Genomic DNA, 13,666 nt, shown 5'->3' with positions numbered 1-13,666 from the left:
GGGCCAAAGCGATCGCGGGTTTGGTCATCCCACAGCTGGGGGGCAGTGGGGTTGGCGTTGCAGCAGGACCCCTCAACCACCTCAATGGGGGGCAGGAGCTGGTGCAGCGCTCGGGCCATGACTGACTTAGCCGTGCCGCGTCGCCCAGCGATGACTACCCCGCCCAGGCTGGGGTCTACCGCGGCCAGCAGCAGGGCCATCTTAATCGCCCCCTGTTCGACCACCGCCGCTAGGGGAAATACAACCGGAATTGGGGAATCTACTGTAGCCATCATGGCGTAGGCAACATACCTAAAATGGGCAATGGTTCTGTCTTTTACCTTATCAGGGATTGCCAAACCCTACCCCTAGCTTGACTTGGCCAGTCTGAATTAATTAGCCCTGAAGGAGACATACTGCTCCTCGTAGCGCGGTACTATGTTGCAATATGTTGCAAACGGTGCTCAGCATCCGTATTTTCCTCAGTCGAAACTTTGATTAGGTCAGCAAAACCTCCGTTATTTCAACATTGGGAAATCACTGACTATCCCCCATGATTGAGTAAACCTACTGTTGCCGGGACTGTTCCCCCGGTAATGGCCCCACCTACCGCGATTTCTCCTGCCTTATGAGCGTCCCCCCTCGTCTCGATTCCCTGGCGTCTTTGGCCACTGTGCCAACCTCGGCTATGGCCTGCAAGCTACTGTTTGACCGCGATCTGTATGCGCCTTGCCACATTCGAGTGCCCGATGCCGACCATCGGCTGTCGGCCATTTACGTCGACAACCAGTTCTACAGCTTTCTCAAAACTGTGCCAGAGGCCCGCAAGGCGATCGATGTGACGATGCGCTTAGCTAAGCGTGACGACACGGCAGCCATTACGCTGACTCGTCGAGGCTACGTGGTGTGGGGCCACGAACCCGGAGCTCGTTATGCGCCACCAGCCCGTCAACCAGGCTATGGTATTCGACCAGTGTTTGGACCTCAGGCCTGTTTAATGGTGGCCGATGAAAGCGCCTACCAAACCTGTCGCCTGCAGGTACCTGACGTCACCAAGCCCTTGATGGCGCTGACCCACAACAACCGCTACTACAGCTTTTTTAAGCAAGATACCGATGCCGCCAAGGTGCTGGATATTGCCGCTAAACTGGCTCGTCGGGGCGATGAAACGCTGCTGGTGATCGAGCCGTCTAGGTTGACTCTGGCACTGCTAGAACCCAATGGTCGTCTAGTCTAAGCGCGGTGTCGGAAGACTGTATACAAAAAAGTGTGCCGGGGGCAGCGTGATCCTCTAAGGTTGTAAATTGGAAACCCGTTTGCGCTATCCCTGGTACTGGAACGCTTGCCATGACTGACTCTACCGGAAATATCACGGTCTTTATTTGTGGTTCGGCCCTGCGCGGCCAGCCCGATAACCAAAATTTGCAGGATGCCGAGTTTGTAGGGGCGACAGAAACGGCTCCTATCTACCGTTTGCACGCGGTGAAGGATGGCTGGCACCCAGGCATTTATGAGGTTGAGGCCGAGGGGATTGCGATTCCGGGAGAGCTGTATGTGATGACGGCAGAGCAGTACGCTTACCTGAAAGACAATGAGCCGCCGCACATGTATCCCCATGAGATAAAGCTGGCAGATGGGGAAACTGCGATCGCATTTCTCTACCCCAAAGCACTCATTGATGAGCACGGCTGGCCGGATATTTCAGACCATGGCGGTTGGGCCGCTTATAAATCAGCCTCAATGTAGGTGGCTGAGCCCCAGTACTTAATTCGTGCAGCTGATTAAATGTGTTTCTCCAATGCTCAATCAGAGATTTTTCGGCTCTACAGGATTCAGTATGCTGGCTACTATACCAAGTCGTTATGGTGCCTCTGCTGAGCGAATTATTGGGTTTGCCGGGAATTGATGTTGAATCCTATAGCGTCCTTGAAGCCGGGCTGATTCTTGATGTTGAAACCCATACCGAGTCAGCCTGCTGTCCTCGTTGCGGCACTGTCAATCGCCACCTGCATCAGAACCACTGGCATCTGGTACGGCACTTGCCCATCAGTCACTATCGCCAGACGTGGCTGTGCGTCAATCGTCGCCAGTTTAAGTGTGCGGTATGCGGCAAACCCTTCAGCGAGGACTTCGATTTCATGGGGGCACGACGCAGCTATAGCGACCGTTATGCCGAGTCGGTGGTGCGGCAGGTGATTCACAGTGATACCGTCAATGTGGCTCGCCAACAGGGATTAAGTGAGGATATTGTCTGGTCGATGGTGGAGTATGTGAGCGCAAAAAAGTTGCATCGAGGTAACGGGACTCCGCCGTCTGGGCATCGATGAAATCGCTCTGCGCAAAGGGCACAAAGACTTTGTAGTGGTCTTGAGTGACCTCGACACCCATATTCTGATTGGGATGGCTCCGTCTCGGACGCATTGTGATATCAAGGCCGTGCTCCTCGATTGGGGTGCTGAGGTGTTATCGAACATTGAGGAAGTCAGCATCGATTTATCGGGCAATTACCGGGGGGTAGTTCGGCAATTAATGCCCCAAGCCGAGGTTGTGGCAGACTGCTTTCATGTCATGAAGTTGGTCAATGACGAACTCAACCAGACGCGCAATGCCTTTCGGCGAAAGCCGGATAACCTCCCGGCAGGCGTCTCTGCCGAGGTCGTCAAGGAGGTGCTCAAAAACAGCAAGTATGCCTTACTGAAACCGGAAGAGAACCTGACGGACACTCAAATTGAGAAGCTCGCTGAAGTGAAGGCCATTGCCCCCAAATTGGCTCTTATGCACTAGTCTAAGGAAACCTTCCGAGGGATGTTTGACGCAAAAACAGGCACTCAAGCCCTGGTCGACTTGCTGGACTGGATGGCCACGGCGCAGCCCCTTTACCCAAACTCAGTGGCCACGGTAAGACGCTGGTTTGGTGAGATTCTGCAGTATTTTGAGCCCAGAACGACCAGTGGTGTCGTGGAGGGCATCAACAACCGCTTAAAGCTTATCAAACGCTCTGGCTACGGGTTCAGAAATTTCGAGCGGTTCAAATTACGCTGCCTCATTAGCTGGCATTCTCCTACTGCGGCTGCGTAATCAACTCGGTAGAGCCAAAGATCCTTAGTTTTTCGTTGCCTTCATCCCCTGTCTCGCAGGCCTTTTAGAAAGCGTCCTACTTTAGTAATCCAGTGCCTATGAAGCGCTCTATTCAGCCCTGTTGACTATTTAGCGAACCTGGTAAATTATCGATAGACGACAACCTACATCATCTAGGCGAAGTGGCATTTCTTTTGCGATCGCCCTTGCTACCGTAAATGTGATGAATAGCATAAGTCGTACAAAACTCCAGGGCAGGCGTACCGCCTGCAAGGGAAAGATACCCGTCTTACCTACATGAATCAATTCAGATTGCTACATGGCAGTTCTCGATTAAGTAAGGTATACAACGGCTGAGTTGTAAATCTCCCTAGACCTTAGCTGTCTAAATTTCACTCTGTACTCCCATTACTAAAGGGGCAGGGGAAATCATCGCGGTGTACTTCGCCTGAGTGAAACTCGCTATAGCAGTGCGTGTCTATTTTGAACTTGATTCGATAGATGCACTGGCCACGCTGTTTTCGATATGCTATGGCAGGTTCAGGATCGCGGGTAAATTGGACCCAACGCATAAGTTGCCAACCGTTTTCTAAGGCCGTCTTAACCCAATCGTTGCCCATGCGAAAGTAGCTATTGCGGTGAAGCCAATGGGGGTCGACCCAGCATCGAGAAAAGTTCATTTGCCAGATCATTATCTAATTTTTAACAAATTTACAACTTTAAGTTTAGAGATAGATCCAATAGCCTGGATCGGCAAAGTGGCATTCTCTAAGAAAAGACTTGAGCAACAATTTAGCTACTCATTTTATCCATTTCGGCATGAATAGTATTGATAGCTCGCCGTCAAAAACCTACACAAAAACAACTAAATCTGCCATTAGCTATGCCCAACTAAAAGAACATCAAACTGACCAATTAAAGCTTTTGTTTTTTACCGCTTCTCTGGGGAATGGAGGGGCAGAAATGCATCTTTTACGGCTTATCAATGCCCTCGATCGCCGCCAGTTTCGGCCCTTGGTAGCCCTGGCTCAGCTAGGCGGCAGCTATGAGTCGGCCCTGGCTAAAGATGTGCCGGTGTTTGGCTTAAACCCACCCGACATTTCCTCTAGCACTCTGCGGATGGTGCGGGCCGTAGCCCCCCTGCGGCGCTTGATTCAGGTTCAGCAGCCCGATGTGGTTTGCGCCGCCCTCGACCATGCCAACCTGGCGGCCATATGGGCCTGCAGGGGGCTGCCCCAGCGCCCTAAGCTGCTGGTCTGCGCCCAAAATTCGCCGCTAGGTCAGTACCATCGCTCCTGGCACCCGCTCGATCGCACCATGCTGGCGCTGCTGGCCCGTCAGCTCTCGGAGGCCGATGGGTTAATTGCCCTCTCGGCGGGAGTAGCGGCAGAGTTTGAGGCGCTGATGCAGCCACCCCAGCCGCCGGTACAGGTCATCCATAATGCCGGGGTCGATGACCGGGTCACGGCTGGGGCATTGGCCCCCTTGGCCCCAGAGGATTTGCCCCTGCCGCGCCCGCTGATTGCGGCCTGCGGGCGGCTGTGCGAGCAAAAGGGGTTTACCTATCTGCTAGAAGCCCTGGCTCGGGTGCGCCAGACCACACCCGCCCACCTGTGGATTGTGGGCGAGGGGCCGCTGCGTCCGCAGCTAGAGCGGCAGATTCGGCGGCTGGGCCTCGATGGCGCGGTGCGGCTGCTGGGCTTTCGGGCCAACCCCTACCAGATCATGGCGGCGGCGGATGTGTTTGTGCTGTCGTCGGTGTACGAAGGTTTTGGCAACGTGGTGGCGGAGGCGCTGGCCTGCGGCGTGCCGGTGGTGTCTACCGACTGCCCCCACGGGCCAGCGGAAATTTTAGCAGGCGGTCAGGCGGGCGTGCTGGTTCCCCCTCGCGATGCAGCGGCCCTGGCGGTGGGCCTTTTGCAGGTGCTCGACGAGCCAGCGATGAGGGCTCGACTGGTTGAGCAGGGCCGGGCGCGATCGCAGCAGTTTCGCGCCGAGGCGATCGCCCGCCAGTACGCCGAATACTTTCACCACGTGCTGCAACCCTTGATCTGACCTCCTGATCTACCCTCCTTACCCTACGCAAGTATCGCTATGCAATCTTTAAAGTCTATGCCGCTGGCCCCTAGCTGCGTGCCGCAGCCTGTAGTGCTGCCCCTGCGGGTGCTTTACTACATTGCCTACTACCAGCGTATGGCCGGAGCCAACCGGGTGCTGTTTGAGCTGATTACCCACCTGCCCGATACCGTTACCCCCCTGGTCGTGCTGGCCGGTGAAGGACGGGCCGCCGAGGCCTATCGCCAGGCGGGCGTTGAGGTCGAAGTGCTGCCACCCGGCGAACAGCTCAACCAGTTTGGCAAAGCAATGCTGCACTGGTCAGCTTGGAAGCGTACCCAAGTGGCCCTAACAGAACTGCTGCCCTATACCTTTCAATGCCTGGCGCTGATGCAAGATTGGCAGCCCGACCTGGTGCATGTTGATGGCGGTCGCGGCACACTGATGATTGGCGCAGCGGCGCGGCTGAGGGGCTGCCCGGTGGTGGGCCACATGCACGGCCAGCTGCCCTTCTCGGGCATGTCTCACACCTATTTTGAGTGGGTATCAAGCCGCATTGTCACCGTCTGCGACGCCATTCAAACCGACCTGACTCCGGCAGGCCGGGCTAAGGCTACCACCATTTACAACAGCGTGCGCCCTAACCTGGCCCCCGATCGCCCCAGCCGCTGGCTCAAGGCGCTCAAGGCCGAGGGCAAGCTGATTGTGGGCTGCTTTGCGTCGGTCGTGCCGTTTAAAGGACATCACCACCTGCTCGATGCGGTGGCCGAACTCAACCGGCGGGGCTGGGTCGATCGACTGGTGGTGCTCTGCATTGGTGACCTGGAAGCCGAGTACCAATACCACGCCGACTGGCTTATGCAGCGGCAGCGCGATCTAAACCTTCACAATGTGACCTTTACCGGGTGGCAGTCAAACCCCTTTGGCTTTTACCAGGTAGCCGACATTGAGGTGCTGCCATCGGTGAGCCGCGAACGGCTCGACTACGGCGATCGCATCGTCGAGGTCGGCGGCAATGAAGGCTTTCCCACCACCCATTTAGAGGCGATGGCCTTTGGTTTACCCATCGTCGGCACCGACATCGCTGGCGTACGCGAACAAATCGAACACGGCAGCAATGGCCTGGTGGTAACTCCTGGCGACCCCCTGGCCCTGGCCGACGCTCTGGAGACATTGCTGCAAGACGGTGAGCTGCGATCGCGACTGGGTCAGGCCGGGCGCGATCGGGTCCGACGCGACTTTTCCACCGAGGCCCATGTTACCGCCATGGTCGACTTGTACGACGACCTGCGTTGATCGCAGCATCGAGAAGCCCAGAACTGGGGCGATCGCGTCTAATTAAACCAGTCTTAAACACAGGTAAACACCACGTTCTATGGTGTTTGCTCAACCCAATTAAACAAACACCATTTGCCATCGAGAGTCTTGACATTGAATTTTATATAAATTGCGATCGGGGGGCGATCGCGCTTAGGCAAAAAATTGGGGTTGGCAAAATGGCACACCTTATTCTCTAGAATTATCTACATTGATCAAAGAATTTGACCCATCAACAACTCAGTCAAAAACCTGTTTAGGCAGCTTCAAAAGAATTCTCAGTAACACTAATCAAGGCTATATGGCCTTGCAAACTACTCTTTTTAACCATGAAAATTTTACATATTTGTGCAGTGGGAGCAACCACCCTAAAGCTGCTGCGCCCTCAGATCGACTATCTCTTGAACTGCGGTCTTGAGGTCGAAATAGCCTGCTCTCCCGATGCTGATGCGGATACCTTTAGCCACCTAGGCTACGTCGTGCGTCCGGTACAGATCGATCGCGAAATTTCGCCGATCAAAAACTTGAAAAGCTTAATTCAGCTAGTGCATATGATGCGACAGCAGCAGTACGATCTGGTACATGTGCATACGCCCATTGCCGCCGTTTTGGGCCGCATAGCCGCTAAGATAGCTGGCGTTGAGCGGATTGTTTACACCGCCCACGGCTTTCCCTTTCACGATTTGCTGTCGCCCCAGCAGTATTCTATTTATTTCGGGATTGAAAAATTTTGTGCTCAGTTTACCGATCTGATCCTAACTCAAAGTTACGAAGACCTGATTACCGCTCAGCAAAAAAATCTCTGCCCTGCCGATCAGGTTCGCCATCTCAACAATGGAGTCGATAGCCAAAAATTTTCTCGGCAGCGGCTCAGCTCAAGCGCTCAAACCAACCTGCGGGCCAGCTTAGGCATTCCCCCTGATACGTTGATTGTGGGCACCATTGGTCGGCTGACGCGGCAAAAGGGATTTGCTTATTTAGTCGATGCGATCGCCCAGCTGCTGCCCCGGTTTGCCAATTTGCACCTGATCATTATTGGCAGCGAACTCAGCACCGATCCAGAGCCGTTTCAAGCCGAACTGCTGGCTCAGGTGCAGCGGCTAAATCTGCAAAAACACATCACCTTTACCGGCTTTCGCGACGATACCCCCGAGCTGCTGGGGCTGCTAGATGTGTTTTGTTTACCGACCTACTTTGGCGAGGGTTTGCCCCGCTCCATTCTCGAAGCCATGGCCATGGGGCTGCCCATTGTCACGACCGATATTCGCGGCTGCCGCGAGGCGGTTATTCCCCACCAAACCGGGCTAATTGTGCCCCCCCAAAATAGCGACGCCCTGGCTGAGGCTCTGGGGCAACTGCTGGAAAATGGGGCACTGCGGCAGCGGTGGGGCGAGGCCAGTCGCCAGCGGGTAGAAGATCTCTACGACGAGCGCTATGTGTTTGAGCGCCTGGCCGCCTGGTATCAAGAATTGGGTTTAAACATAACCGTCCCAAAACCCGATTTTGTGGCCTCAAGCGGGGTGCTATCGACAACAGTTCGGGCCACTTAACCCGCTTTTTAAGCCTAGCTCCGCGCTAGTTTACCGTGCCCAATTGAATCTACACAGACCTATATACCAGAGGTGTTGCCCATGCCGTCTGATGTTGAAAAATATTCTCTTGCTCAGTGGAAAATGATCGAGCGGGTTCACCGTCGCCAGCGCCCAGGCCTCGGGCTTCAGCTAGCGCTGAAGCGGCTAATAGATGTGGTACTGGCGGCGGTAGGGATAATCATAATTGCCCCGCTTTTAATGGCGATCGCCGTCGCCGTACGGCTTAGCTCACCAGGGCCAGTACTCTTTGTTCAAGAGCGTATGGGTCAGTTTGGCCAGCCCTTTTATATCTATAAATTTCGCACCATGGTCGATGGGGCCATCCACCTGGGTGCTGGTATTAACACCTTTGAGGGCGATCCTCGCATTACCGCAGTGGGCAAAGTTTTGCGGGATTATCATTTAGATGAATTGCCCCAGCTGTTTAATGTTTTACGCGGCGAGATGAGCCTAGTAGGCCCGCGCCCGCTGCTAATGTCGGCACTCGAAACCTACACCCCCCGACAGAAACAGCGATTGCTTATGCCGCCCGGCATGACCGCCTGGGAGGCCGTTAAGGGTGGCTTAGATAATACTCTCGAAGATCGCCTCGACCTGGATATTTGGTACGTCAAAGAATGGTCACTGGGGCTCGATCTGTGGATTTTGCTGCTCACTATTCCTGTGGTCTTGCGCAAAGAAGGCCTCTATGAACCCCAGGACGTTGAACTGTCCTAAGTATATTTCAATTTAAAAAAGTATCCGCACCACAAAATGTAGGGTGGGCACTGCCCACCAAAATTCCAGCCAATTGCAGAACACTCCATCGCTCAGCGGAATGTCCCAAGCCTAAACTCTACGGTGCGCTAAGCTTCGCCGCAGCATACGCCAAAAGATAATTTCATCGTTGCTCTTTACGACTATCTAACCAATAGTTCACAGGTTTAGTTTATCAGCTTGGTTTAGTTGTTTCATACCTCGCATACCATGACCATTGCCGCCATTCATCAGCCTCAGTACCTGCCCTATCTCGGGTTTTTTCATAAGCTGGCCCAGGCCGATTTATTTATTGCGATGGATGATGTTGAGTTTTTGCGACGGGGCCTGCAACACCGTAACAAAGTTAAAACCAGCCAGGGCGATCAGTGGCTGACGGTGCCGGTTTTGCACCAGCAACATCAGCGCATTATTAACGTCAAAATAAACCCCGATACCGCCTGGAACCGCAAGCACTGGGGCACCCTGATCACCAACTATTCGCCAGCGCCCTACTTCGATCGCTATGCCACTGATCTGCAATATCTGCTGCAGCAAGACTGGCACAATCTCTGCGCCTTGAATATGGCGCTGATTAAGTGGGTGATGAAACAGCTGGAGATTCGCACTCCGATTATGCGGCTCTCTGAGTTGCCAACCCAGGGCCACAAAAGCGAGCGGCTGATATCGGCTTGCCAAGCGGCGGGGGCCGATACCTATCTCTCTGGGCCAGGGGGCCGCGACTACATGGATTTAGCCCTGTTCGAGGCGGCTAGTATTGAGGTGCTTTGGCAGGAGTTTGCGCCGCCGCGATACCCTCAGCTTTTTCCTGAGGCGGGCTTTATCGCCAATTTATCGATTTTGGATGTGCTGTTTTGCTGCGGCCCCGATACCCGGCAGTTTTTAGCGGCCCCAGCGATGCGATCGCGCCCCGTAGCCGTAGCCCATTAGGAATAAACCGATGAGTCAGTCTGTTTTAGTCGTAGCCCCTCACCCCGATGACGAAGTGCTGGGCTGTGGGGGCACGATGGCCCGCCACGCCGACGCTGGCGACGAGGTGCACGTGCTGATTATGACCAAGGGCGACCCCGACCTGTACCCTGACGACGACCCGGCCCTCCTAGGTCAGGACATTCGCGCCGCCCACCGCGCCCTGGGGGTAGCTAGCACCACCCATCTCGATTTTCCGGCCCCTCGGCTCGACAGTCTACCGGGGTACCAGCTGGCTCAGGCCATTGGCGGGGCGATCGCGCAGGTGCAGCCCACCATTCTCTACCTGCCGCACCGGGGCGACCTCCACGCTGACCACCAGCGGGTGTACCTGGCGGGGCTGGTGGCGGCTCGACCGATTAACCACTGCCCGGTGCGGCAGGTGCTGTGCTACGAAACCCTCTCTGAAACCGAGTGGGCCTCGCCCGAGGGCGACCAGGTCTTTCGGCCTACGGTGTTCGCCGATATTAGCGCCTACCTAGGGGCCAAGCTCAAAGCGATGGCCTGCTACCGAGACGAGGTGAAAACCTTTCCGCACCCGCGATCGCTGCCCGCCCTGGAGGCCTTGGCTCAGCTGCGGGGGGCGACGGTGGGCGTCACTGCCGCCGAGGCCTTTGCCCTGGTGCGCCAGATTGTTTGATCACATTATTGGCCGGTGCTGAGCGCTGACTTGTTTTACCGCCTCTTTCTACCTACCACCTAAGGATCTTGCCGGTTATGACGACGACTTTTCAGCCTTCGCCCCCTCAAGTAGCCCAGCCCAAGGGCTACCCGATGATTGGCCACGCCCTCGACTACCGCTTGAATCCGCTTAGTTTTTATCGCCAATGTGCCCAGTACGGTGACTTTGTGCGGCTACAGTTTGGCCCCCACCCGGTGTACTTTCTCAACCACCCCGACTTGATTAAAGCGGTGTTTGTAACCCAGGGGTCGAGTTTTATGGCCAGAGCTGAGGGGCGCGAGTCGCGCTTTTTTGACCCGCTGTTTGGTCACGGACTGGCCGTTAGCGAGGGGGCGTTTTGGCGGCGGCAGCGGCGGCTGATGCAGCCGATCTTTCAGCGATCGCACCTGGCCGACTATGGCGATACGGCGGTGGCCCAGATGCAGGCTCAGCTCGACACCTGGCGAACCGGGGACGTGGCCGACATTCGTCCCAAAATGACCCAAGTTAGCCGCCAGATCGTTGGCAAAATTGCCTTTGGCGACGTAGGGTTGGCCCACCTAGACAGCCTGGAGACGGTTTTAAACGCCGCTTTGCAGGAGTACAACAACCGCGATCGCAACTGGCTGCTGTACCTGATGCCCGAGCATTTTCCAACCCCGGCCAACCGCCGCTACCACGCCGCCGCCGAGGCGATGGACCGCTGGATTTACGCTGCGATCGCGGCGGGCCGCCACCACAACCCCGATACGGGCGATATGCTCTGCCAGCTGCTCAAGGTGCAGGATGAGACCGGCCAGGGCATGAGCGATCGCGAGCTGCGCGACGAGTTGGTCAACGTTGTCGTGGGCCACGACACGATCGCCGACGTGTTTTGCTGGGCCTGGTGGCAAATCGCCCACTACCCCGATTGGGAGGCACGCCTGGTAGAAGAGTGGCAGACGGTGCTGGGGGGGCGATCGCCTAATATGGCCGACATTCCCCACCTGCCCTGCACCGAATGGACGGTGAAAGAGGTGCTGCGACTGTATCCCCTGGCCTGGGTTACGGGCCGGGTGACGACCCAAGACTGCGAGATTGCCGGGCAACCCATTTATACCGGCGAAAACGTGGTGATGTGCCAGTGGGTAACCCACCGCGACAGCCGCTTTTTTGATCATCCCAACCGCTTTTACCCCGAGCGCTGGGCATCTGATGCCGCCAAGCGCATCCCCAGCCACGCCTACTACCCGTTTGGTGGCGGCCCCCGCGCCTGTATTGGCCAGGGGCTAACCATGCTAGAGGCGGTGCTGCTACTGGCCACCATTGGTCAGCGGTTTCAGCTGCGGCCACTGCCCGGCCAAAACCTGGTGCCCTACCCAGGGCCGTCGTTTTCGCTGCGGCCCCAGCACGGCCTACAGGTGCAGATTTTGGCTCGGTAGGCGGCTGGCTTAATCTCGTGAAAGCCTTGATCTACCGTAAGGGTGGGCACTGCCCACCAGCCCTAATTCAGGGCTGTTTACCTAAAGAGAATTTAGTGTAAGGACGTGCCTATGCAGCTCGACATTTTGACCCCCGATAGCGATCGCTGGCGATCGCTGCTAGAGCAGACCCCCCACGATATCTATCAGCTGCCGGGGTATCTGATGCTAGAAGCTGCCCGCACCCATACCCTACCCGAGGCCATGGTGGTTGACGATCGGGGTCGCATGCTGCTGGCCCCCTACCTACTGCGCAGTTGCAGCGACCTTGGCCTCGACGGCTGGGAGAGTGCCGATCAGCTCGATGCGGTGTCGCCCTACGGGTATCCGGGGCTGCTGCTCAATCCGCTGGCACAGCAAGATGGGGAGTTTATCAATCGGGCGATCGCTATGCTCGGCCAGGGTCTACGAGAAAAGGGGGTCTGCTCCGCCTTCTTTCGGCTGCACCCCTGGCTCAACGCAAACTTTCAGCTGGAAGTGTCGGGCTGCACCGTGGTGGACCACGGCGAAACCGTCGCGATCGACCTCACCCTGCCCGAGGAGCAGCTATGGAACCAGACCAAGTCGGGCCACCGCAACAAAATTAACCGCTGCCGCCGCCAGGGGTGGGTGGCCAAGCGGGTGCCCTGCCAGACTCACCTGCCGGTCTTCGTCGATATTTACACCGAAACCATGGCGCGGGTAGGGGCCACGGGCCAATATTTTGAGTTTGACCAGGGCTACTTTGAGGGGCTGCACCAGGCTCTGGGCGATCGCCTGCATCTATGCGTAGTCGAAGCCGAGGGCGAAACTATCTCGGCGGGGCTTTACAGCGCCTCGAACGGCCTGGTGCAGGCCCTGTTTGGCGGCACCCGCACCGCTTTTCTAAAGCAGTCGCCCACCACGCTCGAAACCGACTTTATGCGCCAGTGGGCGAAAGAGCGTCAGTATCGGGTGCTGCACCTAGGCGGCGGCGTGGGTGCGGCCAAAGACCCGCTATTTGAGTTTAAGGCCGGGTTTTCGCCGGGGCGGTGGCGGTTTCAAAGCCTGCGGCTGGTGCCCGACCCAGCCCAGTACCAGGCCCTGGTCAACCGGCGGGCCAAGGCGCTGGGGGTGCAGCTAGAGCGGCTGAGCCAGAGCACCTATTTTCCTGCCTATCGAGCCACTGTAGAGGAGTGACCATGTTGAGCCAGCCCCTGAACCAGCCGATTCTACTGTCGCCCCCCCACCTAGGAGAAACCGAGCTCGAGTATGTCAAAGAGGCTTTTACCACCAACTGGATCGCCCCCGTTGGCCCCCACGTCGATGCCTTTGAAGCCGAATTTTGCGAGGCCGTGGAATCGCCCTACGCCGTGGCGGTGAGCTCGGGCACGGCGGCACTGCACCTGGCTCTGGATTTGCTGGGGGTGGGGCCGGGCGACGAGGTACTGTGCTCAACGCTGACCTTTGTGGCCACCGCCAACCCCATTCTCTACCAGGGGGCGACGCCCGTATTTATCGACAGCGATCGCACCTCCTGGAATATGGACCCCAACCTGCTCGAAGCTGCCCTAGAGCAGCGATCGCGGCGCGGCAGGCTGCCCAAGGCCGTGGTGCTGGTACACCTCTACGGCCAGAGCGCCGACCTCGAACCCATTGTGCAACTCTGCGATCGCTACGGGGTGCCCCTGGTTGAAGACGCTGCCGAGTCGCTGGGGGCCACCTACCGGGGCCGGGCCACCGGCACCCTGGGCCAGATGGGCATTTTTTCCTTTAACGGCAACAAAATTATCACCACCTCCGGCGGCGGCATGCTGGTCACCGACAGCCCGGCCCTGGCC

At 56.8% G+C, this 13,666-nt stretch carries 12 protein-coding genes and 2 pseudogenes; 13 read left to right on the top strand and 1 reads right to left on the bottom strand.

Annotation, left to right across the window (positions count from 1 at the left end; all coding sequences use genetic code 11):
- Positions 1-275 (bottom strand): annotated as a pseudogene (locus IQ273_RS21745) (magnesium chelatase ATPase subunit D); the annotation flags it as partial.
- A 332-nt stretch (positions 276-607) separates the two neighbouring features.
- On the opposite strand from IQ273_RS21745, the gene IQ273_RS21740 reads away from it, so the two are divergent.
- The 13 genes and pseudogenes from IQ273_RS21740 to IQ273_RS21675 all read left to right on the top strand — a co-directional run.
- Complete coding sequence (locus IQ273_RS21740) at positions 608-1,216, top strand: hypothetical protein (protein ID WP_194025255.1); 609 nt, start codon at positions 608-610, stop codon at positions 1,214-1,216.
- A 110-nt stretch (positions 1,217-1,326) separates the two neighbouring features.
- The gene (locus tag IQ273_RS21735; RefSeq protein WP_194025254.1) at positions 1,327-1,725 is read left to right on the top strand and encodes a gamma-glutamylcyclotransferase; all 399 of its coding nucleotides are present in this window, start codon (positions 1,327-1,329) and stop codon (positions 1,723-1,725) included.
- A 140-nt stretch (positions 1,726-1,865) separates the two neighbouring features.
- Positions 1,866-2,306: a transposase family protein gene (locus IQ273_RS21730; protein ID WP_194025253.1), complete on the top strand. Its 441-nt coding sequence runs from the start codon at positions 1,866-1,868 to the stop codon at positions 2,304-2,306.
- A gap of 34 nt (positions 2,307-2,340) precedes the next feature.
- A pseudogene (locus IQ273_RS33890) lies at positions 2,341-3,057 on the top strand (ISL3 family transposase).
- 963 nt (positions 3,058-4,020) lie between these two features.
- On the top strand, positions 4,021-5,112 hold the full coding sequence (locus IQ273_RS21715) for a glycosyltransferase (protein WP_194025251.1): 1,092 nt from the start codon (positions 4,021-4,023) through the stop codon (positions 5,110-5,112).
- A 39-nt stretch (positions 5,113-5,151) separates the two neighbouring features.
- Complete coding sequence (locus tag IQ273_RS21710; RefSeq protein WP_194025250.1) at positions 5,152-6,408, top strand: glycosyltransferase family 4 protein; 1,257 nt, start codon at positions 5,152-5,154, stop codon at positions 6,406-6,408.
- Between the two features lie 350 nt (positions 6,409-6,758).
- A complete protein-coding gene (locus tag IQ273_RS21705) occupies positions 6,759-7,979 on the top strand; it encodes a glycosyltransferase family 4 protein (protein WP_194025249.1) in 1,221 nt (406 codons plus the stop codon).
- 81 nt (positions 7,980-8,060) lie between these two features.
- The gene (locus IQ273_RS21700) at positions 8,061-8,738 is read left to right on the top strand and encodes a sugar transferase (RefSeq protein ID WP_194025248.1); all 678 of its coding nucleotides are present in this window, start codon (positions 8,061-8,063) and stop codon (positions 8,736-8,738) included.
- Positions 8,739-8,987: 249 nt separating this feature from the next.
- Entirely contained in the window at positions 8,988-9,707 is a 720-nt protein-coding gene (locus tag IQ273_RS21695) for a WbqC family protein (RefSeq protein WP_194025247.1), read from the top strand.
- A gap of 10 nt (positions 9,708-9,717) precedes the next feature.
- Positions 9,718-10,386 carry a PIG-L deacetylase family protein gene (locus IQ273_RS21690; protein WP_194025246.1) on the top strand — a complete coding sequence of 223 codons (669 nt, stop codon included), beginning with the start codon at positions 9,718-9,720 and terminating at the stop codon, positions 10,384-10,386.
- Positions 10,387-10,463: 77 nt separating this feature from the next.
- A complete protein-coding gene (locus IQ273_RS21685; RefSeq protein ID WP_194025245.1) occupies positions 10,464-11,828 on the top strand; it encodes a cytochrome P450 in 1,365 nt (454 codons plus the stop codon).
- A 111-nt stretch (positions 11,829-11,939) separates the two neighbouring features.
- A complete protein-coding gene (locus IQ273_RS21680; protein WP_194025244.1) occupies positions 11,940-13,025 on the top strand; it encodes a GNAT family N-acetyltransferase in 1,086 nt (361 codons plus the stop codon).
- Between the two features lie 17 nt (positions 13,026-13,042).
- Positions 13,043-13,666: aminotransferase class I/II-fold pyridoxal phosphate-dependent enzyme (locus IQ273_RS21675; protein WP_194025256.1), on the top strand; the 624-nt coding region annotated here is incomplete at its 3' end.

It is taken from the genome of Nodosilinea sp. LEGE 07298 (assembly GCF_015207265.1).
GTDB lineage: Bacteria > Cyanobacteriota > Cyanobacteriia > Phormidesmidales > Phormidesmidaceae > Nodosilinea.
This window is presented reverse-complemented; position numbering and strand designations above follow the sequence as displayed.

What these genes read in the sequence shown, in the direction of transcription:
- IQ273_RS21740 (WP_194025255.1), top strand. Translation starts at nt 608, where the DNA reads ATGAGCGTCCCCCCTCGTCTCGATTCCCTGGCGTCTTTGGCCACTGTG.
- IQ273_RS21735 (WP_194025254.1), top strand. Translation starts at nt 1,327, where the DNA reads ATGACTGACTCTACCGGAAATATCACGGTCTTTATTTGTGGTTCGGCC.
- IQ273_RS21715 (WP_194025251.1), top strand. Translation starts at nt 4,021, where the DNA reads ATGCATCTTTTACGGCTTATCAATGCCCTCGATCGCCGCCAGTTTCGG.
- IQ273_RS21710 (WP_194025250.1), top strand. Translation starts at nt 5,152, where the DNA reads ATGCAATCTTTAAAGTCTATGCCGCTGGCCCCTAGCTGCGTGCCGCAG.
- IQ273_RS21705 (WP_194025249.1), top strand. Translation starts at nt 6,759, where the DNA reads ATGAAAATTTTACATATTTGTGCAGTGGGAGCAACCACCCTAAAGCTG.
- IQ273_RS21700 (WP_194025248.1), top strand. Translation starts at nt 8,061, where the DNA reads ATGCCGTCTGATGTTGAAAAATATTCTCTTGCTCAGTGGAAAATGATC.
- IQ273_RS21695 (WP_194025247.1), top strand. Translation starts at nt 8,988, where the DNA reads ATGACCATTGCCGCCATTCATCAGCCTCAGTACCTGCCCTATCTCGGG.
- IQ273_RS21690 (WP_194025246.1), top strand. Translation starts at nt 9,718, where the DNA reads ATGAGTCAGTCTGTTTTAGTCGTAGCCCCTCACCCCGATGACGAAGTG.
- IQ273_RS21685 (WP_194025245.1), top strand. Translation starts at nt 10,464, where the DNA reads ATGACGACGACTTTTCAGCCTTCGCCCCCTCAAGTAGCCCAGCCCAAG.
- IQ273_RS21680 (WP_194025244.1), top strand. Translation starts at nt 11,940, where the DNA reads ATGCAGCTCGACATTTTGACCCCCGATAGCGATCGCTGGCGATCGCTG.